Source organism: Blautia faecis (genome assembly GCF_020554845.1).
GTDB lineage: Bacteria > Bacillota > Clostridia > Lachnospirales > Lachnospiraceae > Blautia_A > Blautia_A faecis.
The window spans coordinates 1-23,946 of the sequence record NZ_JAJCIA010000053.1; the positions used below are offsets into that span (position 1 = coordinate 1).

19 protein-coding genes, 2 pseudogenes and 1 riboswitch are annotated in these 23,946 nt (G+C 44.8%); of the genes and pseudogenes, 5 read left to right on the forward strand and 16 right to left on the reverse strand.

Translation table 11 applies throughout. From position 1 onward, the window contains the following. Positions 1-188 precede the first annotated feature (188 nt). The 4 genes from LIZ66_RS17085 (at position 189) to cytX (ending at position 5,396) form a co-directional block, all read left to right on the forward strand. Complete coding sequence (locus LIZ66_RS17085) at positions 189-1,166, forward strand: AraC family transcriptional regulator (protein ID WP_227201084.1); 978 nt, start codon at positions 189-191, stop codon at positions 1,164-1,166. Positions 1,167-1,320: 154 nt separating this feature from the next. Further along, on the forward strand, positions 1,321-2,997 hold the full coding sequence (locus tag LIZ66_RS17090; RefSeq protein ID WP_227201085.1) for an alpha-glucosidase: 1,677 nt from the start codon (positions 1,321-1,323) through the stop codon (positions 2,995-2,997). Positions 2,998-3,068: 71 nt separating this feature from the next. Continuing rightward, a riboswitch (TPP riboswitch) is annotated at positions 3,069-3,174 on the forward strand. 202 nt (positions 3,175-3,376) lie between these two features. Then, positions 3,377-4,219 carry a bifunctional hydroxymethylpyrimidine kinase/phosphomethylpyrimidine kinase gene (gene thiD / locus LIZ66_RS17095; RefSeq protein WP_173770379.1) on the forward strand — a complete coding sequence of 281 codons (843 nt, stop codon included), beginning with the start codon at positions 3,377-3,379 and terminating at the stop codon, positions 4,217-4,219. A gap of 1 nt (position 4,220) precedes the next feature. Then, positions 4,221-5,396, forward strand: a complete 1,176-nt coding sequence (gene cytX / locus LIZ66_RS17100) for a putative hydroxymethylpyrimidine transporter CytX (RefSeq protein ID WP_173716701.1) — start codon at positions 4,221-4,223, stop codon at positions 5,394-5,396. A 234-nt stretch (positions 5,397-5,630) separates the two neighbouring features. On the opposite strand, the gene LIZ66_RS17105 is transcribed toward cytX, so the two are convergent. The 13 genes from LIZ66_RS17105 to LIZ66_RS17165 all read right to left on the reverse strand — a co-directional run bounded on the left by LIZ66_RS17105 (position 5,631) and on the right by LIZ66_RS17165 (position 22,060). Continuing rightward, on the reverse strand, positions 5,631-6,953 hold the full coding sequence (locus LIZ66_RS17105) for an alpha-L-fucosidase (RefSeq protein ID WP_173770380.1): 1,323 nt from the start codon (positions 6,951-6,953) through the stop codon (positions 5,631-5,633). A 24-nt stretch (positions 6,954-6,977) separates the two neighbouring features. After that, a complete protein-coding gene (locus tag LIZ66_RS17110; protein WP_173716703.1) occupies positions 6,978-8,240 on the reverse strand; it encodes a M28 family metallopeptidase in 1,263 nt (420 codons plus the stop codon). Between the two features lie 184 nt (positions 8,241-8,424). Then, on the reverse strand, positions 8,425-11,052 hold the full coding sequence (locus LIZ66_RS17115) for a transglutaminase domain-containing protein (RefSeq protein WP_173716704.1): 2,628 nt from the start codon (positions 11,050-11,052) through the stop codon (positions 8,425-8,427). Positions 11,053-11,133: 81 nt separating this feature from the next. Next, positions 11,134-11,880 carry a copper homeostasis protein CutC gene (locus tag LIZ66_RS17120; protein WP_227201086.1) on the reverse strand — a complete coding sequence of 249 codons (747 nt, stop codon included), beginning with the start codon at positions 11,878-11,880 and terminating at the stop codon, positions 11,134-11,136. A gap of 138 nt (positions 11,881-12,018) precedes the next feature. Beyond that, positions 12,019-12,780 carry a DeoR/GlpR family DNA-binding transcription regulator gene (locus LIZ66_RS17125; protein WP_148463620.1) on the reverse strand — a complete coding sequence of 254 codons (762 nt, stop codon included), beginning with the start codon at positions 12,778-12,780 and terminating at the stop codon, positions 12,019-12,021. 160 nt (positions 12,781-12,940) lie between these two features. Beyond that, positions 12,941-13,918 (reverse strand): ABC transporter ATP-binding protein, encoded by a 978-nt coding sequence (locus LIZ66_RS17130; RefSeq protein WP_148463621.1) that lies wholly within the window; start codon positions 13,916-13,918, stop codon positions 12,941-12,943. Continuing rightward, positions 13,908-14,906 (reverse strand): ABC transporter ATP-binding protein, encoded by a 999-nt coding sequence (locus tag LIZ66_RS17135; protein WP_118584033.1) that lies wholly within the window; start codon positions 14,904-14,906, stop codon positions 13,908-13,910. The genes LIZ66_RS17130 and LIZ66_RS17135 overlap by 11 nt, the downstream gene beginning before the upstream one ends. 8 nt (positions 14,907-14,914) lie before the next feature. Then, the gene (locus LIZ66_RS17140) at positions 14,915-15,838 is read right to left on the reverse strand and encodes an ABC transporter permease (protein ID WP_226815283.1); all 924 of its coding nucleotides are present in this window, start codon (positions 15,836-15,838) and stop codon (positions 14,915-14,917) included. Between the two features lie 2 nt (positions 15,839-15,840). After that, the gene (locus LIZ66_RS17145; protein ID WP_226815284.1) at positions 15,841-16,806 is read right to left on the reverse strand and encodes an ABC transporter permease; all 966 of its coding nucleotides are present in this window, start codon (positions 16,804-16,806) and stop codon (positions 15,841-15,843) included. A 175-nt stretch (positions 16,807-16,981) separates the two neighbouring features. Beyond that, entirely contained in the window at positions 16,982-18,574 is a 1,593-nt protein-coding gene (locus tag LIZ66_RS17150) for a peptide ABC transporter substrate-binding protein (protein WP_226855268.1), read from the reverse strand. A 1,041-nt stretch (positions 18,575-19,615) separates the two neighbouring features. After that, positions 19,616-20,713 (reverse strand): DUF6783 domain-containing protein, encoded by a 1,098-nt coding sequence (locus LIZ66_RS17155; RefSeq protein WP_227201087.1) that lies wholly within the window; start codon positions 20,711-20,713, stop codon positions 19,616-19,618. Continuing rightward, positions 20,703-20,933 (reverse strand): helix-turn-helix domain-containing protein, encoded by a 231-nt coding sequence (locus tag LIZ66_RS17160; protein WP_118583284.1) that lies wholly within the window; start codon positions 20,931-20,933, stop codon positions 20,703-20,705. Before LIZ66_RS17160 ends, LIZ66_RS17155 begins: the two co-directional genes overlap by 11 nt. A 149-nt stretch (positions 20,934-21,082) precedes the next feature. Then, positions 21,083-22,060, reverse strand: coding sequence for a hypothetical protein (locus LIZ66_RS17165; RefSeq protein ID WP_227201088.1), 978 nt, complete (start codon positions 22,058-22,060; stop codon positions 21,083-21,085). Positions 22,061-22,270: 210 nt separating this feature from the next. Between LIZ66_RS17165 and LIZ66_RS19640 the strand changes: the two are divergent. Further along, positions 22,271-22,414 (forward strand): annotated as a pseudogene (locus LIZ66_RS19640) (DUF6783 domain-containing protein); the annotation flags it as partial. Here the strand turns inward: LIZ66_RS19640 and LIZ66_RS19645 are convergent. The 3 genes and pseudogenes from LIZ66_RS19645 to LIZ66_RS17175 all read right to left on the reverse strand — a co-directional run. Continuing rightward, positions 22,388-22,471: pseudogene (locus LIZ66_RS19645) on the reverse strand (DUF6783 domain-containing protein); the annotation flags it as partial. The pseudogenes LIZ66_RS19640 and LIZ66_RS19645 sit on opposite strands and share 27 nt — an antisense overlap. 23 nt (positions 22,472-22,494) lie before the next feature. Continuing rightward, positions 22,495-22,914 (reverse strand): SseB family protein, encoded by a 420-nt coding sequence (locus tag LIZ66_RS17170; RefSeq protein ID WP_227201089.1) that lies wholly within the window; start codon positions 22,912-22,914, stop codon positions 22,495-22,497. Between the two features lie 77 nt (positions 22,915-22,991). Next, positions 22,992-23,537: a hypothetical protein gene (locus LIZ66_RS17175; protein ID WP_118583330.1), complete on the reverse strand. Its 546-nt coding sequence runs from the start codon at positions 23,535-23,537 to the stop codon at positions 22,992-22,994. Positions 23,538-23,946 lie beyond the last annotated feature (409 nt).

A 23,946-nucleotide genomic window follows, 5' to 3' on the forward strand; every position in this document is an offset into this window, starting at 1 on the left:
AGCTTGTTTACTATACCACTGCCGCAAGGAATCGTCAAGCACTTTTTACAAAAAAATTTATATTTTTTTATAACATTATTTTCAAGATCCTTTTTCTTCAATCATTGACTTTCGCCCTCAGACATGATAGCGTCAATACATGCAACAAATTCATTATTTTATACCCTTTCCCCAGTTTGGAGGTTTCTATGTATCAGCAGCAATCACCAGCATTAAAAGAAACAAATCCTCATGGCTCCCAGGCTTTTCCCTGTGCTTTTTACCGTTTAAAACTAAGCGGACACGGAATCCTGGTTAAGCACCATTGGCACGAGGAGGTCGAGATTATTTACTTTCCCGGTGGAATCTTCACCTTAGATATTAATATGGAAACATTTGATGTATCTTCAGAATGTTTTTACTTTATTAATCCCGGCGAACTGCACAGCATACGTGCACGCTCAAAAGAAGTCTCCATGGAATACGCTGTCGTTTTCCAACCGGAACTGCTCTGCTCTCCTTTTTACGATACGGTTCAGACTCAGCTTGTCCAGCCATTGCAAAACGGACGTCTGATTTTTCCAAGATGTATTTCTGCAAACCATCCTGTTTTTCCTATTATAAAGGAGCAGTTCCAGAACATCACTAACGCATTTTACCGCTGCAGCTTTTCTGAACAATTGGAAGAGCTTCATGATTCCTTACATATAAATTTATTCCGCGCTTCTGGAAATGCCATTGTCGGCCTGGCAGATCAGCTTCTGATCAAGGCTTCCCTGTTAAATATTTTTGCAGATTTTTCCAATCGCCAGCTTTTTTCCCAGACTGAAAAATCTGATGACCACAGGGTCGAGACCATAAAAACCACAATCACTTACATCCGCGACCATTACCAGGAAAAAATTTATATCCGCGATCTGGCATCCCTGATCGGACTCAATGAGCAATACTTTTGCCGTTTTTTTAAAAAAGCAATCGGCATGTCTCCCATAGAATACCTGAATGAATATCGCATCCGCCAGGCAGTACGTTTATTAAAAGACAGCAGTCTTCCAGTGACCGAGATATGTCTGGACTGTGGTTATAACAATATGGGGAATTTTCTCAGAGAATTTCGCAAATATACAGGAACCACACCTCTGCAATATCGGAAACACAGCCAGGGGATTGAGAATCCTTCCTTATAAAACACGCTTGCCCCCCCTATGTACGAAATGATTTTCCAAACAATCTCTGGTCAAAATTTCGTATTTTTTAATCAAATTAAGGGAAGTATTTTCTTTTTCATGTATGTATAATGTACTTAGTTCAAAGATAATCATTATATATAAGGAGACATAAATGAATAGCACGAAAAAAAAATGGTGGCAGGATAAAGTAGCCTATCAGATTTATCCGAAAAGCTTTTATGACACAAACGGTGATGGAATCGGCGATCTGCCGGGAATTATTGAGAAACTGGATTATTTAAAGGAGCTGGGGGTTGACATTGTCTGGCTTTCCCCCTGCTATCGCTCCCCTCTTGCCGACCAGGGATACGATATTTCCGATTATTACGACATTGACCCGCGATTCGGAACTATGGAGGATATGGACCGCCTTATCGCAGAAGCAAAGAAGCGGGACATGTATATTGTCATGGATCTGGTTGTAAACCACTGCTCTGATGAGCACGAATGGTTTAAAAAAGCCTGTAAAGATCCGGATGGAAAATACGGCCGTTTCTTCTATTTAAGAGACAAAGAAGATGGTAAGCTTCCTACTAACTGGCGCTCCTATTTCGGAGGTTCGGTATGGGAGGATCTGCCTGGCACCAACAAACAGTACCTTCATGTTTTTCATAAAAAGCAGCCTGACCTGAACTGGGAAAATCCAGAGCTCCGTGAGGAAGTATATAAAAATATTAACTGGTGGCTGGACAAGGGTCTTGGCGGTTTCCGCATTGATGCTATCATTAATATCAAAAAAGCTCTTCCTATGCATGATTATGAGCCTGATCGTGAGGACGGACTCTGCAGCATCAATAAAATGCTGGAGGAAGCTACCGGAATCGGAGAATTTCTTGGAGAAATGCGTGACCGCACCTTCAAGCCTCACGATGCTTTTTCCGTAGGTGAGGTTTTCAACGCAAAAGACGAAGAGCTCCCGGATTTTATTGGAAACAATGGTTATTTTTCTTCTATGTTCGACTTTAACGAAACTATTTTCGGAGGTTCTGAAAAAGGCTGGTACGATTGCAAAGAAATCACACCTGACGACTACAAGCGCTGCTGTTTTGAGACACAGGCCAAAATGGGGGATTTCGGATTCGTTTCCAATATTATCGAGAATCATGACGAACCTCGCGGTGTCAGTCACTATATTCCAGAAGGTGATTGCTGTGACACAAGCAAAAAAATGCTGGCAGCATTGAATTTCATGCTTCGTGGACTTCCCTTTATTTATCAGGGACAGGAGCTTGGCATGGAAAATATCCCGTTCAAATCAATTGACGAGGTAGATGATATTTCAACTCTGGATGAATATAAAGTTGCACTTGACGCCGGACTTACCCCGGAAGCAGCTTTGAAAGCTGTTGCCCGCCGCAGCCGCGACAATGCCCGTACCCCCATGCAGTGGACTGGTGAGGAAAATGCCGGATTTACAGCTGGTACACCGTGGCTTCGGGTAAATTCCAATTATACCGCAATTAATGTGGAAAAAGAGACGATTGATCCAAATTCCGTACTTAATTTCTATAAGAAACTGATCGCTCTTCGCAAGGATCCGGAATATAAAGAAACCGTTGTGTATGGTGCTCTGGAGCCCTTTATGGAAGACCGGCATAATTTAATGGCATACTACCGTAAAGGAGATAAAACTTTACTTGTGGTTGGCAATTATCAGTGGGATGAGCAGGAAATTACACTTCCATCAGAATGCAAAAAGGTGCTGATCAATAACTACCCGGATATGGTTCTGGATGGAAATTCAGTTAAGCTGCATGGATATCAGGTGCTGGTTGTGGAGTTAGCGTAAACGATTTTCACGCTTGGTATTTATTGTATTCCAACACCTTATTGACAATTTTTCCCATTATTACTATAATAACAAAAGAACAGGGGAGCTTGTACACAGGCTGAGAGGAAATTGTGAATTTCGACCCTATTACCTGATGCGGATAATGCCGCCGTAGGAAGTCATCATGGGTTTGATTTTTTTCGGAGACACCTCATTGGGGTGTCTCTTTTTTCATATGGCAGCAATGCAGCGTTCGGCTGGGGGCACCACTTTCGGACGCTATATAAAATTAATGCATACATAACAACAGTGCCGGTTTGTAAAAAGATTTTTTCACGTTATAACTCATAACTCGTGGAAACTGCTTCAAACAAGGCCAAGAGAAAGGAAGAAAATTATGAGAACAGCATTAACAATCGCTGGAAGTGACTCCAGCGGAGGCGCCGGTATCCAGGCTGATATCAAGACAATGATCAGCAATGGAGTATATGCCATGAGTGCGATTACCGCACTTACCGCACAGAATACTACCGGTGTAACAGGTATTATGGAAGCAACGCCAGAATTTCTGGCCGACCAGCTGGATAATATTTTTACAGATATTTATCCGGATGCAGTGAAGATTGGAATGGTATCTTCCAGCGCATTGATTGAAACCATTGCGAAAAAACTTCGCCAGTATGAAGCAAAGAACATTGTAGTAGACCCGGTTATGGTCGCTACAAGCGGAGCCAAGCTGATCAATGATGAAGCCATTGAAGCCCTTAAAAGTCAGCTTCTTCCAATGGCCACAGTCCTGACACCGAATATTCCGGAGGCAGAGGTTCTGTCCGGAATGAAAATAGAAACTGCCGAGGATATGATCAAAGCCGCTGCTGCCATCGGGGAGAAATACAGCTGTGCAGTGCTTTGCAAGGGTGGTCATCAGCTGAATGACGCTAATGACCTTCTGTGGCGCAAAGGCGATTACAAATGGTTCCAGGGAAAGCGGATCAACAATCCAAACACTCACGGAACAGGATGTACCTTATCCAGTGCCATTGCTTCTAATCTGGCAAAGGGATTTGACCTGGATACTTCCGTGGAGAGGGCAAAGAAATATATTTCCGGAGCACTTGCTGCTATGCTGGATCTTGGAAAAGGCAGTGGTCCTATGGATCACGGATTTGCAATAAAAAATGAATTCACACTGTCACATGACGAGATTACGGCAGAAGCCGCTGATAAGGAGGCAAAATAACATGACTGAAAAACGTACTTCCATTTTTGAAAACGGCCTGATCTGGTTTGGCGCTGGTGTTTCCCTGGCGGAAATCCTCACCGGAACCTATTTTGCCTCACTTGGCTTTGGAAAAGGTCTTCTTGCCATTATCATCGGACATATTATTGGCTGTACCATGCTTTTCCTCGCCGGAGTGATCGGCGGAAAAACACGCCGCAGTGCAATGGAAACCGTAAAAATGAGCTTTGGGGAAAAGGGCGGGATTTTCTTCTCCTTCCTGAATGTACTTCAGCTGGTTGGCTGGACTGCTATTATGATCTACGACGGAGCTCTGGCCGCAAACGGTGTGTTACATACCGGAAGCTGGGTATGGTGTCTGGTAATCGGTGCACTGATCGTACTGTGGATTTTTATCGGCATCACAAACCTTGGAAAAATCAACACCATCGCTATGGCAGCACTTTTTATCCTTACACTGGTACTCTGCAAGCTCATCTTCTTTGATGGCGGGACTGCACTTGCCATTGGCGAGGAAGCCATGTCCTTTGGTGCTGCGGTTGAGCTTTCTGTTGCAATGCCACTGTCCTGGCTGCCGCTGATCAGTGATTATACCCGCGAGGCGAAGGAGCCAGTGAAAGCAACTGCTGTAAGCTCTATTGTTTACGGTCTTGTAAGCTGCTGGATGTATGTAATCGGTATGGGTGCAGCGATTTATACCGGTGAATCCGACATTGCTCAGATTATGGTGAAAGCCGGACTGGGAATTGCAGGCCTTCTGATCATTGTATTTTCCACTGTTACCACCACATTCCTGGATGCTTACTCCGCCGGAATTTCATCTGAATCTGTATTTTCCAAAATTAATGGAAAATATGCCGCAATTGCCGTAACCATCATCGGAACAATTGCTGCAATTGTATATCCAATGGACAACATTACCGATTTCCTGTATCTCATCGGTTCTGTATTTGCACCGATGATTGCCATTCAGATTGCCGATTTCTTCCTTCTGAAGCGTGCTGACAGCCTGGGCGAAGCGGTTGACATAACAAATGCGGTAATCTGGGTGATCGGATTTGTGCTGTACCGAATTTTAATGAGAATTGATATTCCTGTGGGAAATACACTGCCAGATATGGTGGTTACCATTCTCATTTGTATGATCGTGCGAAATGTTTTAAAGAGTAAAAAATAGACTTTCACTTTAGAGTGTATTGGATAAAAGGCTTTCTGCAAGATGTGCTTCGCAATTTGCAGGAATGATTTTTCAAACACGCTCTAGCTTTCGTATAAACACTACTCGGTTCAGGAAAGTGCCAGAGATGGGCTTTCTTATAAATCCAAAAAGGGGCTGCCATTTCCCGGCAGTCCCTTTCTGTTTATTTCTGTTTATTTCTGTTTATTTCTTTTTATATCTGCTTATATCTGTTTATTCTTCAGTTTCTTCCAGCGTTACTTCCACAACCGTATCCCGATCATCCGGAAGCGGGTAGCTGTCGCAGGTGTCAGCGTTGAGGAAGAAGAACTGATTCTGGGAGTATTCCTTCAGGTTCCAGTAATCCGTAAGCTTTACCTCGGAATTGTCGGAAAGACGGCGGAGTTTTTTGATCTTGCCGTGGATTCCGGTGAGAGGGATTGCTCCTGCCTGGGGCTCCATAACGTGGGCGTAGATCTTATTTCCGTTGCGGGTGTAACGGCCCCATTCCGGTTTATCGATTTCAGCATAGCCACAGCCGTAGATGCTCTTGGAGTTCTCGTCCATCCACTCTCCTACTTCTTCCAGAATCTTCACAGACTCCTTCGGAATACGGCCTTTTGCATCAGGCCCCACATTCAGGAGCAGGTTGCCGCCCTTGCTGACACACTCAACCAGCATGTGGATGACCATTTCAGCTGATTTATAATGACGGTCACTGGAGGAATAGCCCCAATTGTTATTCAGGGTCAGGCAGGCTTCCCATGGTACCGGATTACCAAGCTCATTGCGGATTCCTGCTGGTGGGATCATCTGCTCCGGAGATGCGAAATCACCGGAATATTCGGTAGGATTTGCAGTAAGGATAGAACCGGAATCCTCAGCACTGCCCTCCAGACGGTTATCAATGATCAGCCAGGGCTGGATGGAACGCACCATGGAAATCAGCTCCTGGGCTTTCCATTTGTCGCACTTCATATCGCCGTAGGAGAAGTCGAACCACATCAGATCCAGCTTACCATAATTGGTAAGAAGCTCTTTGATCTGCCCAAACATAAATTCCAGATAGCGGTCGAAATCGCGGTTTTCATTGGAGCATTCCGGATGGTTGCGCATTGGATGGTGCATATCCCCATAGTGTGGGAAATCCGGGTGGCGCCAGTCTATAATAGAAAAATACAGACCTACTTTGATTCCTTCTGCACGGAATGCCTCCAGGAACTCTTTTACCAGGTCTTTGTGGCAGGCTGCGTTCATGGAATTGTAGTCAGTAAGTTTGGTGTCAAAAAGGCAGAAGCCGTCGTGGTGTTTGGCTGTGAGCACAGCATATTTCATGCCCGCCTTTTTCGCAAGACGCGCCCACTCTCTTGGGTTGTAATTCTCAGCTGTGAACTCTTCTGTGAGATGGCAGTAGTCCTCATGTGGAATCTGCTCCATGCTGCGCACCCATTCTCCTCTGGCAGGGATTGCATAAAGTCCCCAGTGAATAAACATGCCGAAACGGGCGTCACGGTACCATTCGGTACGTTTTGTTCTTTCTTCGATTACTTTGTTCATTTTATAATGTCCTTTCCTGTAACATTAGGCAAAATACTTTTCCAGTTCTCTCTTCATATCCTCTGGAATTTCCCGTTCAAAGGAAAGTTCTGGCTCGTTTGCCACCCATGCAGCTGCTGTGCAGAGAGTTTTCGCCCCTTCTTCCAGTGCGCGAGGAGATATATATTCTACTGTATCGTGTCTTGTATGCATGCCAAAGCCGTCACGGTTTAAGGTAAGCGCTGGCACACCTTTCCATGCGAAAGTATTGGAATCGCTGGCCCAGACCTGATTTTTGATGGTAACACCCAGCTGATTTTCTTCCATGAGGTTTTTCAGTTCTGCACAGACAGTCGGATCTGCAGTTACTCCCAGAACGTTTCCTCCCAGGAGCTGCCCTGCCAGGTCTACATTCAGATTAAACACATGGCTGCTCATTTCTCCTTCATGGGATTTCACATAATTCTGGCTTCCAACCAACCCTTTTTCCTCGGAGCCAAACCAGATGAACTCCATAGTTCTGGCTGGTCTGTGCTCTGCGAAATGATGAAAAGCTTCCATCACCATGGCTCCGCCGGACATATTGTCATATGCACCAGGGCCTTCCGGAACAGAATCATAATGAGCCGTTACCGTAACGATTTCTTCTGGAAAATCAGTTCCCAGAATGCGTACTGCCACATTGGCGGAATTGCGGGAAATCTCGCTCTGCTGAATGTTCAGGCAGCACTGAGATGCCTGTTTTTCCACGATTTCCACTGCATCCAGGTAATGGACAGATGCGCCTGGAAGATCACCTGCCTTGCGGCGGTACTGGGTTGGAATCCGGTCTTCCCCCTGATCCAGCGGCGTGCCGCATACGGTTACAAAGCCAAGTGCACCTGCTGCTTTTATTTTATTTATCGTATCTTCACGAATAGGATCGCAGACCAGCACAACTGCCCCTTTTGCCTGGGAAAGACTGATGTCATCTCCTTTTCCCACGAAGAGAAATGGTGCTGTGATGCCCTCTTCCAGGGTGCAGGCGCCATTCAGGTAGGCACGCACCGGATAAGCCTTCTTATAAGGCTGGCAGATTACCAGCTCTGCCTTTTTCTGCTGAAAATCCGGACACTGGAAAAATTCCATGCGGGGTGTCTGAATGTAGACAGACTTTCCCGTCTGGGCTGCTGCCTGCTCCGCTTCCTTCAAAATGTATTCAGCTGCTTTGTGCTCCCCCTTAGTGCCGGATTCACGGACGTATGCCGTGTCAGCTACAAACTGATACGCGCGTTGTCCATTTGGGTGAATTTCTGTGTATTTATTCATAATTTACTCCATTTAGAGATGGCTTCCGATTTACTCCTATTTAATGCGCTACATTCAGAGGCCTTGCAATTTTCCTTATTATGCTTTGCTGCGCACCTCTAGAGCACAAAGAAAACCATCTCTATATTTCTTAGAAATTCTACTATATACTTCAAAAACTACTATATCTTCTTTTAAATGCAATTTATACTTCCGGCACTTCTTCCATAATACGGATCAACATATCGCCAGTTCCAACATTATAGCCGCTGGTTGCATAAATCCCTACAGACTCGCCATTAGTTACCAGAATTAGCGGAAGCTTGTCTGGATCAACGTACATTCTTCTTCCCAGAAGTTCAATGTTTTCTTCAAAGGAATCGTAATAGATGGAAACATTCGGGAACATCTTCAGCACTTTTGCCAGAAGAGGATCCTGCTTGGCTTCCGGAGTACGAATCATGAAGGAGATGGAATTTTCAAATTCGTGGAATTTTTCTGCATGTTCCAGCATTTCATTCAAAATATGTTCCGTAGGCTCCCGGCTCTCTTCCAGCCACATGAGAATTTTCTTGCCGCCTTTGGTTAACTCAGCGCAGGTTACTGTGTTTCCGGCAGAATCTTTTACCTCAAACTCCGGAAGGGAAATACGCTCCAGCATATCCCCAAGCTGAGCTTCGCGGAGACGCAAGGTTTCTTCTCTCTGTCCGCCTTCTTTTATCGTAAATGTTTTCTCCCATGCAAACTGATTTCCGTTAGGAAGACGGTTGGTGGTGATAATCCGGTAGGTTCCCGGAATCAATGCAAGCTCCAAAGTGTTCTCTTCCCAGCTTCTGCCTGTAAGGTTCAGGGAAACGTACTCATTTCCAACCAGACGCCCCATTGTCCAGTTCTGATAGTAGTTCCATACAGCATCTGCTTCTTTTCTCAGTGTGAGAACTGCGCCGCCCTCCTGCTGTTTCAGGACAGGAACAAACTGATTATTTTCCCAATATTCCATCACTTTATTATCCGGGTTCAATCTTGCCGGGATTCCCAATGTGCGGGCAATTGCCACGAAAAGTACCTTCTGGGAACGCTGGGTACCAATTCCGGATACCAGGCATTCGTATGGGGTTTCCATTACAGTTTCGCGCTCGTTGTCCGGGTAGGCGGTGATGTGCGCCTGGATATAATTCCAGATTTCTGCCGGATTTGTGCGGAAGTCTGCTTTCTGCTCTTCTGTGAAGAAGGAGAGAATGCCCTTTCGGTATGGACGAAGAAGCTCATCCTCCACACGGGGATTTAATACGTAATTGATATAAAAATTATAGCCGGACTCTGCACCTGTAGCTCTTGTATATGCCGCAGATTTTTCAGCTTTATAGTTACTGCACTCTGCATTAGCACTCTCAGCGCCTTGAGTGAAGCGATCTGCGCCATTCATTTCTTTTTCGCCACATTTCCCAGTACCAGACTTCGTTTTAAATTCTTTTGCACACTGCTTGCCATATTCCAAATGCTCTTCCAATACATTGCAAACACAGTCTGTGTGGTCTTTCTCCGAAAGTACATCCACCATTGCCTGGCGAAGTTCCTTCTCATCCTCGCCTGCAAGAAAAGCAGTCAGTTCCGGGTTCACCCAGTTCTCCTTCTTTTCTTTACGGATCTTGTTTGCTTCATTCAGTCGTCTGGTTCCTTCTGCTTTCTGCTCCGGGGTAGGCATGTCCGGGTTCACCGGGGTGTCAACTGGAGCAATTACATCTACAGTTCTCCAATCCTCAGCTTCCACAGTCTCACCAGTAAGAATCAGGGAAATCTCATCCTGCGCTCTGGTATCCAGATCTGCCTGTGCAAATCCTTCCATTCCCGGAAGGAACGCCAGAACTCTTACACTTCCCAAACCGGTCACTAAAGAAACGGTTCCATCTTCGTCTGTCTCTGCCTTTGCAATGGGAAAATACTCTCCCATATTCAATACCAGAAACTGCACCTGAGCGCCCTTTACAGCCGCACCCTCTTTATCTGTCACTTTTACAGAAACTGTTTTCACCTTAGCATAACGCGCAGTCTGGTTCAGCATAACCGCCGCACCTTCTTTGCCAATCACATCCTCCCCCTCTGCCGGGAAAAGATCAAACAGGCGGGAATGCACCATCATTGCTCTGGAAGAAGCATTGGTAAACCACCCCTTATTCAGGATCATAAGCGGCTCACATGCGCCTGTGAAATACCATTTTCCGTCACACCAAAGCTCCACCCATGCGTGGTTGTCATCACAGTGGGACCACCTTGGCACATACACCTGCCGCGCCGGAATTCCCACACTGCGAAGTGCATTTACCAGAAAAACAGACTCCTCACCGCAGCGTCCGTAACCTCTTCGATATACCGTAAGTGCCGGAAGTGTACGGTCATCACCACTATGATAAGTAGCTTCCTCCGCACACCAGTAATTTACCTCAATTGCCGCATCTTTCGCATTTTTTCCTTCAATTCTATCCTTTAATTCATTCCAGAAAAAGCTTCGACATGGGAGTACCTCTTCTTCATTCACTCTGTGATCCAAAATATAATTCAAAAACATCTCCTCCGGCAGCTCTTTCACACGTTCCAGAGTATTATAAAGAAACAGTCCATGGCTTGCGAAATCCTGAATCTCCTCAAAAGTATAATTCACAAGATCACTATAAGGCGCGGTCACATACAAATACTTCATTGCCAGCCCCAGTTCTCTGCCGCACCCATCCAGTTTCTCACAAATCGTCTTCAGCGGCTCCCTGTCCGCCCCAAGCTTCTCTGCTAATTTCAAAAATTCTTCTTCAATCTTCCTCTGACTGTTCTGAAGAAACATCTATTCATCCTCCTACTTTAAATAGAAAAAACGCCCTTTCACGAAAAAATTGTTCTTTTTTTGTGAAAGAACGTCCCAGCCTCAAAGCCTTGCTAAAACTTCCCGGGCCTTTTTCACCTCAGCCTCACTGGTGCGGAAAATCTCATACTCACTCAAAGAAGGCAGTCCCATACTCACGCCCTCTTTGCGGTACTTCATCTCACTGTCCAGCAAAACCTTGCCCGTCATATGATAATCTATGATTCCAGTTTTCTCATAGATTGGAGCAATCACGTCTGCATTCACTCCTGCACCAGCCATAATGTGAATACGACCGGCACTCTTTTCCACCAGCTCTGCAAGCAACGGCGAACCATCCACACAGTTATTCTTCTGTCCAGATGTAAGAATGGTGTTAAAACCAAGAGAAATGGCCTGCTCCAGTGCCTCCATTGGATCCCTGCACACGTCAAAAGCCCTGTGCAAAGTTACAGACATCCCCTTCGCTTCCTCCATAAGCTGTGCCAGATGCTCCATATCCAGGGAGCCATCCGGTCTTAGCATACCGATTACAACTCCCTGGGCACCCAGCTCCCGGAATCTTCTCACTTCTGAACGAATAATATCAAATTCATATTCAGTATAACAAAAATCACCAAATCTTGGACGGATCAGTGCATGGATCTTAATATCACTATGCCTGCGGATCTCGCGGAAAAGACTCTCTGATGGAGTTGTTCCTCCAATCACCACATTTCCGCAAAGCTCGATCCTGTCTGCTCCGCCTTTCTCTGCGGCAAGTACGGATTCCACCGAATCTGCACAAACCTCCAAAGTAAATTTGCTCATATCCTCTTTTTCCTTTCACCCAGCCTGATACTATCACATTGCAGCTATCGCAATGCTTTGCATTCTGAAAATTCCACAAATTATTCCCAAGCCCGCCGGTCTTGTCACTTTGTTGCTGCATTCCTGAGCTGCTGTCTCTTAATAGAGCGTTACTCCAAGGGAATCCAGCATATCCTGCACCGACTGATCTGGGAATTCATCTGTGATGATCCCGTCCAGTTCATCAAGCTGTGTAAATTTATAAGATTCATTAAAATAAAATTTCTCCCGCTCCATCACGGCATATTTATGACGGCTGCTTTCAATTGCAGCCTTTTTGGTCAGTCCGTCCTCCACTCCAAGAGTCGTAACGGTGTGATCCATCATATCAATTCCGCAGCTTCCCATAAATGCCCGGTCAAAGCTATACTGCCGGATCACCTGGATTGCTGCGGAACCAAGGAATCCATTTACTGTAGGATACATGATTCCACCGGTTCCAATGGCTGTGATCTTGGGATTTTGCGCAAGCAGCTGTAAAATATCGATCATGTTGCTCACTACGGTAAGCTGCATTTTCGATTTCGCAAGAAGCTTGGCAAGCTCAATATTGGTTGTGGATATATCAAGAAAAATCGCTTCCCGCTCCTTGATCAGCGTCATGGCCTTAGCCGCGATCACCATCTTCCTGTCCACATGATAATTTCTTCTGTCGATAACATCTCTTTCCAGCGGGTAATCCTGGGAAAGAATCGCACCACCGTAAGTTCTTTTTAATTTGCCGGCATTCTCAAGAGTTTTCAGATCTTTACGGATGCAGTCCTCTGTGACCTGGAACATTTCGCTCAGCTCCCTGGTCCGGACTTTTCCCTGTTCCCGAAGGACTTTCTCGATGGCTATCTGCCGTTCCTCAATGAACATCCTTCTTCCTCCTGTTTTCTGCTGCCTTATTTATCAAAAGCACATCTCCCGCTCTTTCAAGCGGTTAACATAACTTATATAGCACTATACATTTCATATTACAGCCAGTCTTTTAGCTTTCCATATCTTCTGAATAGATACACAATCTGCCCGTCAAATATTACTCTGCGCACTGACTGCAGGCAACAAAATGTCCCGGTTTTACCTCAACAAGCTTCGGCTGGCTCTTATGGCAGCTATCCTTGCAAACAGGACAACGGCTGCAGAACTTACACTCCTCGCCAAGATCAATGGGGTTCGGAAGTGTACCCTCCAGCATGATTCTCTGACGGTTCTTCTCAATATCCGGATCCGGGATCGGGATTGCAGAAAGAAGAGCCTTGGTATAAGGATGCATTGGGTTCTCAAAAAGCTCCTCACTGTCAGCAAGCTCAACAAGAGATCCCAGGTACATAACACCAATACGGTCACTGATATGCTTCACCATGGAAAGGTCGTGTGCAATAAACAGGTAAGTCAGCCCACGCTCTCTCTGAAGCTGCTCCAGAAGGTTGATAACCTGTGCCTGGATGGAAACGTCCAAAGCAGAAATGGGCTCATCGCATACAATAAAATCCGGATTTACTGCAAGTGCACGTGCAATACCAACACGCTGGCGCTGTCCACCGGAAAACTCATGAGGGAAACGATCTGCGTGCTCTGCCTGAAGACCAACGGTTTCCAGAAGCTCAATGACCTTGGCATCACGTTCTTTTTTATTGGCAGCAAGACCATGAGCATCAATTCCCTCTGCTACAATATCCAGAATTTTCCTTCGCGGGTTCAGGGATGCATATGGATCCTGGAAAATCATCTGCATTCTTCTGCAAAGTTCATGTCTCTGCTTTGTATCCAGATTCTTGTCAATTTTCGTTCCATCGAAAGTTACCGTACCATCTGTAGGATCATACAGATGGATAACAGTTCTTCCGAAGGTAGATTTACCACATCCAGACTCTCCAACCAGACCAAGAGTCTCTCCTTTATAAATCTGAAGGGAAATGTCATCAACTGCTTTCAGGATCTTTTTATTTCCAACATTAAAGTATTTCTTCAGGTTCTTGACATCAAGAAGTACCTGCTTTTCATCATTTTTCATCAGAGTTTACCTCCTGTGCCATCTCGTCAAGCATCCAGCATGCTGACTTGTGATTCTTGCCGCAATCGGTATAATCCGGCATGTATTTCTGGCAAACGATCATTGTCTCCTTACATCTTGCCGCAAAAGGACATCCAACCGGAGGCTCCATAAGATCCGGAGGAGTTCCCGGAATTGCCTGAAGCTCACCGCCTTTTTCGTGTGCTTTTGGAATAGAACGAAGAAGGCCTTTTGTATATTCGTGACATGGGTTGTGGAAAATATCTTCCACATCTCCTGTCTCAACTAATTTTCCGCCATACATAACAGCAACACGGTCTGCAATATTTGCCACAACACCAAGGTTATGGGTAATGATGATAATGGATGTTTTGATCTTTTTCTGAAGATCGCGCATCAGATCCAGAATCTGTGCCTGGATCGTTACATCAAGGGCTGTGGTCGGCTCATCTGCGATCAGCACCTTGGGATCACAGGCCAGTGCAATGGCGATGACAACTCGCTGTCTCATACCACCGGACAGCTGGTGTGGATACTGGTCGTAACGTGCCTCCGGATTGGAGATTCCAACCAGGGAAAGAAGCTCAATGGCTCTTGTCTTACGGTCGGCTTTACTCATCTCCTTGCGGTGCTCTTTCAGCATTTCCTCGATCTGTTTTCCAACCTTCATGGTCGGGTTCAGGGAAGTCATGGGATCCTGGAAGATCATGGCAATCTCGCTTCCGCGCACCTGCTGCATCTGACGCTCTGAATATTTAGTCAGATCATTACCCTGGAACATTACGCTTCCTTCTACTACTTTTCCGTTCTTTGGGAGGATTCCCATAACACCTTTCATGGTAATGGATTTTCCGGAACCGGACTCTCCTACTACCGCAAGTGTCTCCTGCTCATTCAGGTAAAAATCCACGCCGCGCACAGCCTGGACAACGCCCTTGTGCGTCTTGATGTGGACTGTAAGATTCTTAACTTCTAATATTTTTCCCATAGCTGTACCTACTTTCTCATCTGCGGATCAAGGGCATCACGAAGTCCGTCGCCCAGAATACTGAAGCATACCATAATCAGTACGATAACAATTGCCGGGAAAATCAGTACATGTGGATACATTCGCAGTACCTGATAACCACCGTTGATCAATACACCAAGGGAAGCCTGCGGCTCTGCCAGACCAATACCAATGAAGCTTAAGAATGCCTCGGTAAAGATAGCGCTTGGGATTGTGAACATCACGTTGATTACGATAACGCTGACTGTGTTCGGGATCAGATCCTTCATAATAATGTTGAATTTGCTGGTTCCAAGAACCTGAGAAGCAAGTACGAATTCCTGATTCTTCAGTTTCAGGATCTCGGCACGAACCAGTCTGGCCATGTTTACCCATCCGGTAATGGAAAGTGCAGCGATAATAGTTCCTACACCAGCCGGGAATGCCATCAGGAAAAGGATTACAATGATAAGGCTTGGGATTCCAACCAGTACCTCAATGATACGCTGCATAACAGCGTCTACCTTTCCCCCGAAAAGAGCGGAAACAGCACCGTAAAGAACACCTACAACCAGATCCAGGATTGCAGCTACCAGTGCGATCATAAGGGAAATTCTGGTTCCCATCCAGGTACGTACCCACAGGTCACGTCCAAACTGGTCAGCACCAAAAATGTGTGCTGCACTTGGAAGTCCATATACATTGTTATAATCAGTGTCTCTAAATGAATATTTACTGAAGATCGGTGCAAAAATGGCAAGCAGGATAATTCCGATCAGAATAAATAATGCTACAACTGCTGCCTTGTTTTTTTTCAGACGGATCCATGCGTCAGCCAGCATAGTGGAAGCAGGAGCTGCGATGTGCTCTTTTTCAGAGGCTTCTACTTTCGCTTTCTGATACATGCTGCGGTCAATTTTTGATTTGTCCACGATCAGCTCTCCTTTCCTTTGGCAAGACGAATTCTCGGATCAATAAGAGAATAAGCCAGGTCAACAAGCAGTACAATCAGCATATAGAATGCGGCATAGAAAATAGTAATACCCATGATCACCGGATAGTCATTGGCCTTGATACAGTCTACGAAAAGGCTTCCGATACCAGGAATACTGAAGATGTTCTCTACAGCAAGAGATCCTGTCATAAGGTTTACTACGATTGGTCCTAAAATGGTTACAACCGGAAGGATGGAGTTGCGGACTGCATGACGCATAAGAACCTTCATCTGGCTCAGCCCCTTGGCTCTTGCAGTTACGATGTAATCCTGATCCAGTACATCCAGCATTTCGGTACGCATAAAACGGGCAACCATAGCTGTTGCACTGAACGAAAGCGCAATGGACGGCAATACGGAACAATTCCAGCCAGTCCAGAATCCAACCGGGAGAACGCCCCATTTCAGACCTATGTAATACTGAAGAAGGGCTGCGGCGACAAAGTTCGGCACCGAGACTCCAAGCACTGCCAATATCATAGTAAAGTAATCAATTCCGCTATTGTGCTTCCAGGCAGCCAGGATTCCTAAAATTAATCCGATTGCAAGTCCGATCAGTACTGCCTGGATACCAATCAGCGCAGATGGTCCGAGACGACCTGTGATAACCTTGGAAACGTCCTGGTTTACATAAGTAAAGGAAGTACCCAGGTCTCCTTTCAGCATGTTCTTAATATATTTCACATACTGCATTGGAAGAGAATCATTTAATCCATACATTTCCAGCACACGTTCCTGCTGCTGAGGTGTCATAATACTAAAACGCTCAGCATCAAAAGGTGTACCTGGAAGATTTTTCATCATGAAAAAGGTACAGGTTACAATTACCCACAAGGTAACCAGAATGTACCCTAATCGCTTTAATACATATTTCAGCATGACATCACCTTTTCTGTTACTGTGCACGTAGTGAACAGTACTCCTTTTCTTTCTGTGAAAAACAGACCGTATACCGGCTGTGTAAGCCACTGCTGTATACGGTCCGTTACCTATTCCTTAAGGAATATTACTTGAATTTGAAGCAAACCTCTGAGATCTGTTTCGCTACCAGTTTATATCCAACAATCACCTGAATAAGAGATTATTCGAAGGAAGCGTACTTGAACTCAAGCGGAACACCGATCGGATGGCTGATCAGGTTCTTGACATTGGATTTTGTCAGAACAGCGGAACCTCTGTGGTATACAGGAGCAACAACTGCGTCTTCCTCAACCAGCTTCTTCTCAGCTTTCAGCATGTCATCAAGACGAGCTGCATCGTCTGTCTGAGTCTTGGCATCAGAAATCAGTGCATTGTAATCTGCATCGTTGTAGTTTCCACGGTATGGAGTTCCGTTTGTCCACAGATCAAGGTATGTCATAGCGTCATCATAGTCAGCACCCCATGCTGTTACAGCAAACTGATAGTTGTTGGCATCCATCAGCTCTCCACGTCCCTGTACAGTCTTGGTATCGATTACTACGTTCAGACCAAGTGTTGTAACAAGCTCACTCTGGATAAATGTTGCAACGGATTTGGATACAGAGTCATCAGCTACAAGAAGAGTAACCTCTGAAGGTGCGCTTCCAAGCTCCTCAACTGCTTTGTCGTAGTACTCTTTTGCCTGCTCCGGATCATATGGGGAAACATCTCCGTTCAGCTCACGGAATGTCTTCTCTCCATCACCGCTCATGCCGTCTGCTACAAGACCAAATCCTGGTGCAGAACCATCAGCAAGAATGTTATCTGTAAGAGCGCTTCTGTTCATAGCAAGAGAAATAGCTTTTCTCATGTTTACATTGCTCATTACGTCATCTGTAAGGTTGAACTGTACATAGCTTGTACGGAAGTCGATCTCCTGGGAGAATTCCGGATCCTCCTTGTATGCTACTACGTTTGCAGAATCAAGTTTAACCTGAGAAAGCTCGCCAGCCTGATATGCGCTTAATGCAGCTGCAGCATCTTTGATTACACGAACCTGTGCATCTTCGATTGCTACGTTGTCTTTATCCCAGTAATTGTCGTTTTTAGCGAAAGTAACGCCTACAGCTGGATCATAATCTGTGATCACGTACGGTCCGCAATAGAGCATGGTGTCTGGGGAAAGAGCGAAGTTTGTGCCCTGCTCTTCACAGAATGCTTCGTTAACCGGGAAGAACATATCCATTGTAGTAAGGTTCAGGAAGTATGGTGTCGGGCTCTTCAGCTGAACTTCCAGTGTCTGATCGTCAACAGCCTTAACGCCTACCTCAGAAGCCTCAACGCTTCCCTCATTATACTCCTGACCGTTTACGATGTAGTCTGTCATAATGAAGCTGTAGCCGTTTGTTGCGTCTGCGCTCATCTGTTTCAGCCATGCGTATACGAAATCTGCTGCTGTTACAGGCTCACCATTGCTCCACTGGATTCCGTCTCTTAAGTGGAAGGTGTATGTAAGCTTGTCATCGGATACCTCATAAGTATCGCAAAGAGCCGGCTGAGGCTGGTTGTTCTCGTCCATACGGAACAGTCCCTCTTCTGCCTGGTTCAGTACCAGGAATGCATTCTCCTCGGATGCAGCCCACGGTACCAGAGTCTTGATCTCGAAATCAGTAGCAACGCTGAGTGTCTCTCCCTCTGCGAATACTGCTGATGCACCTGTAACAGTCATGGTGAGTGCCATTCCAAGTGCTACTGCTGCTTTCATCATTTTCATAGTTTTTTCTCCTTTCTTATCCGTCCTTTATGCAGGTACGGTAGTAAGCCTTTGCCGTTCAGAGTTTAAATGGAGCTTTATAGTAAAAAAACATTTTCTATTTTGCAACTTAGTCACGATGTAGTTTCATGCGCCTTTGCATAAATAAAAAATGTTCTCTTTGCTCGCCTCTTTTTGGTAATTTTAGTATAGCAAAGTGTTGTAGTGTTGTCAATTGTTTTTTATTATTCTTTATTGCTTTTTATTGTTTAGAATTGGTTTTGTACGAATTATGTATTTATTTTGTACAAATTCTGCTTTTTCAAGGAAAAATGAGTAAAAAATATCGGATGCAGCTGGGTGCTTCAACTGTATCCGACTTCCTGTTTTCCTCTTTAATGTGTTGAATGTGTTGAAAAGTTCTTCAGGAGGGACGCATTTGGACAATATGTATTACTCACTCGCCGGCGCAACGCTCCAGCGAACTAATCGCTAACTGCGACTAATGCGTTCGGGAGAGCCCTCACGCATAAGTCTTCGTAAGCGCTGGATTTCGCTTACGCTAAGAGCGCGCCTGAAATGGCTCGCTGGAGTAATACACATTACCCAAATGCTGTGTACTGGCTGGGACTTGATGGTTAGTAAGAACTTTTAACGAGGGGGAGGGGAGTGATTGATTTCCCTATACTTTCTTGACAACAATAGATTAGAAAAAACAATATAGTTGCGGGATATCAACTACTTCACCCCACCCCCGTTGTTGTCGTTACTGTTTCTTTCTTCCCTTTCCAGTAACCAGCGATTTTGCAATGTATATTCGCAAGCCGCGCATTTCAGGAGCGGTTTTAGTGGAGGCGAGATCCATGACTTACGGAGACTTAGGCGCGAAGGCTTTCCTGAGCGTCTTAGTCGTAGTTAGTCATTAGCTTGCTGGAACGTTGCGACGCGCGGCGGTGAATATACATTGTAAAATCGCGTCCGGAATAACGACCAACACATTAAATAGCAATGAAATTTCCTATTGCGCCAAAAATGCCAGGTTAATTTTCCTGGCATTTTTATTCAATATTCAATCTCTACATCTTTTTTGCTGATCAGCCCATTATCCAGGGGATACCAAGTCTCCAGGTACTGCGTTTCCTCATCCTCTGACGAATTCAAATTCAGGATTGTCCTGGTTGTCACCATTTTGCCTGAAGTATCTTCCTTTCTGATTTCCGCCAGAATATAGACAGTGTCTGCTTCTACCTTCAAGCTATCCGGCACCTCAGATGGTTTATAGGCAGTCTGTTTCAATACCTGATTCGCCTCATTCATCTGGTAAATGATGGTCCGCACTGGCTTGTACATAGTGGCAAACTGAACCGTCACTTTACAGCCTTCTGTCTTAGTCTTTCCATTTTCCACTGTAGTAGTTTCACCGGAAAGGGTAGCTGCCATAGTGTTTCCTTCTGAGCCTCCCACACCGTTGGAATAGCCATTTCCAGCCATGGCATAAATTTCCCCGTTTTCTTTCTGAAAAACCGGATTTACATACTGTGTGTGTTCTGACTTGCCAGAGACCTGGTAAACAGTGGCGCTGATTTCCTGTGTTTCTCCATCATCGGTAACGTTGTAGTTCAAATACGGATCTCCTACTCCGTCGGAGCAAAGATTTCCTACAGATGTATTTCCATCCTCATCTTCGGTCACTGGCATTAAAATGTATTCTCCTTTTATGTCTCCAAAGGAAATTTTCCACTCAGAAGAAGACTGGGCACCTTCTTTATCCACAGTTGCCACAAGTTTCCCCTCATAACGGCTGTCATTTCCTATGGTGATACTGCTGTTGTTCATAAGGGAGGCGGCATGGTCGTTCAGATAGCCTTCCATATCATACAGGTCCAGATATTCGGAGGTGATAAAGGCGCCGATCAGGCGGTCACCGTTTCCATCTGTGCCGGCTTCTGGGACTGCAAGAGTACAGCCGCTGGCTGTAAAGGCCATGAAAATAACCGATAATTTGAACAAACTTTTTAACAGATGATTGTTCTCCCGTCCCTTCAAAAATCTTTCTGCAAGATGTGCGTCACAATTTGTGGAAAATTTTCTCCAGATGAGAGCACCGCAATGGACCACCTTAACCGATTTTTGGTGATATTTTGATTTCCTAATCTTCATTTTCGTCCTCCTCCAGATTTCCATCGAATTTTAAGATATCGCCAACATCGCATTGCAGGAAATAACAGATCCGGTTAATGGTGTGGAACCGCACGCCCTTGGCCTTTCCGCTTCTGAGGACGGACAGGTTGGCTTCTGTGATGTTTACCAGGCTGCACAATTCCTTGGACGTCATTCCCCGCTCTTTCAATACGTCTTCAAGGCATACTTTTATTGCCATAAATCATTTCCTTTCATTATTGCAAATCGCTCCATATTAAATAGTCAATGATATTAAATTAAGAGTCGTTACCTGAATACCCTTGCTTCTTCCTATATAACGAATCAAGACACTTGCAGTCCGGCTATCATTTATATATCTCCATACGCTTAAATAAACAGGTCATTATCCTCTTTCAGCCTCTGCATTTCCCTTATATACTTTGCAAACAACAGCACTGCCAGCACAAAGGCCAGGGAAAATACCGGGACCGCCACCACATACTCAATCTGATAAAGGCTGCTCTGGAAAAACAATTGTAGTAGGTTAAATACCGCACCCAGCCCAATAGTGGATGCTAAGGTCCACACGCAAAAGTGGGAAAGTTTTTCCGCCAGTTTTACACTCTCTTCCTGATACAGGTCTTCCTTCATTGCAGCCAGAAGCTTTCTCGCCAGGAAAACAACTATAATATCCAGTACATAAGGCAGAATACGGACTGCAAAGTGGAGGAACAGGAAAACATAGGTGGGGGTAAGGTTGGAAAAAGTAAAAAATCCATCGCTTAGCTCTATGCCTGTATTTCCTTTCTGTACCGTTTCCAGATTCTGAAGCAGCCCTCCCAGCTCCTGTCCAAAGATGCCGTACACCAATACCACGCTCACAGCGCCAAGAAGGAACCAAAGTCCCTTTTGCAGCTTCTCCGTTCCTGCATTCTTATAATGAAGCAAAATACGGATAAGCAGGTAACCCAGAAGGACGGAATAGAAGGTACTTCCCAGGGACCATTTCCCGGTGCCTGGCACTCCGGTGGACAAAAGTCCCGGATTGATCATGTAGTATAGGGTTACAAAAAGAAGAGCGCTGATAACCAGAAGCATGAAATCCAGGGGTTCTGATTTCTTGCGCCAGTGCAGGAATCCCCAAATTCCAGCAGGGATAATTCCCAACAGCATGTATAAGATGATTGCGACCACATTTCCTACAGCCCCAGACAGCGACAGAACCCGCAGGCCAGCTCCGATCTGCTCAAAAGGGAATGCGATCAAGGTGGAAAACAGGCCGGATAAGCTGCGCTGTAAAATACAGAACAGGACGCAGGCGGCCGCTTCCACAGATAAGAGGGTAAATAAATGTCTTTCTTTCATGGGGAACCTCCTTTTTGCAGATATCGAGAAAATCCGCTATCGTGCTGGATTAAACTATCTAATCCTTTACTATAGATTTCTTTATCTGGTTTATAAGAATTATTGAAAAACGATAATTTATAATTTAATTATAGCTTAAAATTATCGTTTGTCAATAATTTTAATAATAAAAAAATTGCCAGGCAGAATTTTCACGCTCTGCTCTATCCAATGGACAGAAGAAACGTTTTTATTTTCTTACCTGGCATTTTTCACACAAACCTATTTTGTGCACACTCTAAAGCGTGTTTGAAAAAGGCTTTCTGCAAGATGTGCGTCACAATTTGTGGGAGATTTCGCCCGGATGAGGACGCCGTAGCGGGCTACGGTAACCGAATTCGGGTGAAATATACCGCAAAGTGGGGCGTGCAGTTCCTCTTCTCTTTTTCAGTAACTTACTGTGTCACATCTCCAAGCACGATCCGAATCAATGTCTTGTCCAGCATCAATGTCCTGTTCCAGGGATTGATGATCACGCCGCTGATTTCTTCCTCGGACAGCGCTGCCTCAAGTAATTTTCCAATGTCTGTCATAAAGGTTGACATAACACTTTTGCCGCCTTTCAATTCTTCGTCGAAGCTGGTAAAAACCGCCCACCAGTTCTTACCGTCGGAGGTTTTTACTGCCTGTAATTTCATCTGACCAGCTGCCCCGTTTGGCTCTACGGCGATGATTACCTGACCGTTTTCACGCATGCGTCTTCGTACCACGGTCAGTGCATGAGCCAGCAATTCTTGCGTTGGCTGCTGCTGAAGTGCTGCGATTACATCCTCGATTTTCTCATTTCCAAGTAAACCTTCATCTGTTTTATCCATATCATTACTCTCCATTGAGCTAATTTCTGTATTAGAGCGTGTTTGAAAAAGGCTTTCTGTAATCTGCCGCTCTTTGATTATACCCTTTTATAAATGATTGGTTCATCATATCCAAAAGTTCTCTTCCCGTTAACTTCCATACTTTCAGATACTTCCAGACAACGATCGGAAAACTTTTCCCAAAGTTTAAATATCATTACCGGCGAAAACTGGCTTATGCTGCCGCCTTCCCAGATTCCGTCCTTTTCATGGTAAAGTGCGGGAGTAAATTTTTCGGATTTTTTCAGTTCCGCGTAATCAACCTTCTTCATGGATGCGTATGAAAATACCTTCTTATCTTCTCCTTCTGGAATTTCATAAGAGGAAAGTAAAATTCCCTGTTCTGTTTCTGTAATAAGAAAAAGATGTGGTGATGCATGACGTTTTCCATTCGTTTCATAGTAGCTTTCTTCAACAACAAATCTGCCATTGAAATCCTCCGGAAGATTTTTTATTTTGTCATTGCAGATTGTATTTACATGCTCGGCATATGGATATGTTTTCCCTTCCGCCTGCATCTTATCAAACTGCTCCTTGTTATCAAAATGTCCTGTCATCATTTCTGTAAATTCATCAAGTTTCATCTTGGTATTTACCTCCATAATCAATTTTTTAATGTTAGGAGCAAAAATTCCCAACTATAATATCCACGGAGCATTCCAGGCAATACATTCCCGCACTCCATATCATATGGTAACCGCCTGAATTTCCTGAAATAGCATTACTGCTTCAGCTTAACCTGCTTTGGTCTTGGATATACCTTTGGCAAGGATAATAATAAGCCACAAAAATAGCCGCCCCGGTCTGGTAAACTAGGCGGCAATTTTTGTCACATCATATATCGGACTAACCGTCTATCGGTAGCACTCTTTTTCTATAATCATATTATCACGCAGCTGTGTAAATGTCAAAAAGTTCTTTTTCTATTAGAAATAACCTATGAACCATTTATGATAATGTCCTAATATACCACAAAGGAAAATGTCCCAATGT

Coding starts and splice junctions, on each gene's coding strand:
- LIZ66_RS17085 (WP_227201084.1), top strand. CDS start 189: ATGTATCAGCAGCAATCACCAGCATTAAAAGAAACAAATCCTCATGGC.
- LIZ66_RS17090 (WP_227201085.1), top strand. CDS start 1,321: ATGAATAGCACGAAAAAAAAATGGTGGCAGGATAAAGTAGCCTATCAG.
- thiD (WP_173770379.1), top strand. CDS start 3,377: ATGAGAACAGCATTAACAATCGCTGGAAGTGACTCCAGCGGAGGCGCC.
- cytX (WP_173716701.1), top strand. CDS start 4,221: ATGACTGAAAAACGTACTTCCATTTTTGAAAACGGCCTGATCTGGTTT.
- LIZ66_RS17105 (WP_173770380.1), bottom strand. CDS start 6,953: ATGAACAAAGTAATCGAAGAAAGAACAAAACGTACCGAATGGTACCGT.
- LIZ66_RS17110 (WP_173716703.1), bottom strand. CDS start 8,240: ATGAATAAATACACAGAAATTCACCCAAATGGACAACGCGCGTATCAG.
- LIZ66_RS17115 (WP_173716704.1), bottom strand. CDS start 11,052: ATGTTTCTTCAGAACAGTCAGAGGAAGATTGAAGAAGAATTTTTGAAA.
- LIZ66_RS17120 (WP_227201086.1), bottom strand. CDS start 11,880: ATGAGCAAATTTACTTTGGAGGTTTGTGCAGATTCGGTGGAATCCGTA.
- LIZ66_RS17125 (WP_148463620.1), bottom strand. CDS start 12,780: ATGTTCATTGAGGAACGGCAGATAGCCATCGAGAAAGTCCTTCGGGAA.
- LIZ66_RS17130 (WP_148463621.1), bottom strand. CDS start 13,918: ATGAAAAATGATGAAAAGCAGGTACTTCTTGATGTCAAGAACCTGAAG.
- LIZ66_RS17135 (WP_118584033.1), bottom strand. CDS start 14,906: ATGGGAAAAATATTAGAAGTTAAGAATCTTACAGTCCACATCAAGACG.
- LIZ66_RS17150 (WP_226855268.1), bottom strand. CDS start 18,574: ATGAAAATGATGAAAGCAGCAGTAGCACTTGGAATGGCACTCACCATG.
- LIZ66_RS17155 (WP_227201087.1), bottom strand. CDS start 20,713: ATGAAGATTAGGAAATCAAAATATCACCAAAAATCGGTTAAGGTGGTC.
- LIZ66_RS17160 (WP_118583284.1), bottom strand. CDS start 20,933: ATGGCAATAAAAGTATGCCTTGAAGACGTATTGAAAGAGCGGGGAATG.
- LIZ66_RS17165 (WP_227201088.1), bottom strand. CDS start 22,060: ATGAAAGAAAGACATTTATTTACCCTCTTATCTGTGGAAGCGGCCGCC.
- LIZ66_RS17170 (WP_227201089.1), bottom strand. CDS start 22,914: ATGGATAAAACAGATGAAGGTTTACTTGGAAATGAGAAAATCGAGGAT.
- LIZ66_RS17175 (WP_118583330.1), bottom strand. CDS start 23,537: ATGAAACTTGATGAATTTACAGAAATGATGACAGGACATTTTGATAAC.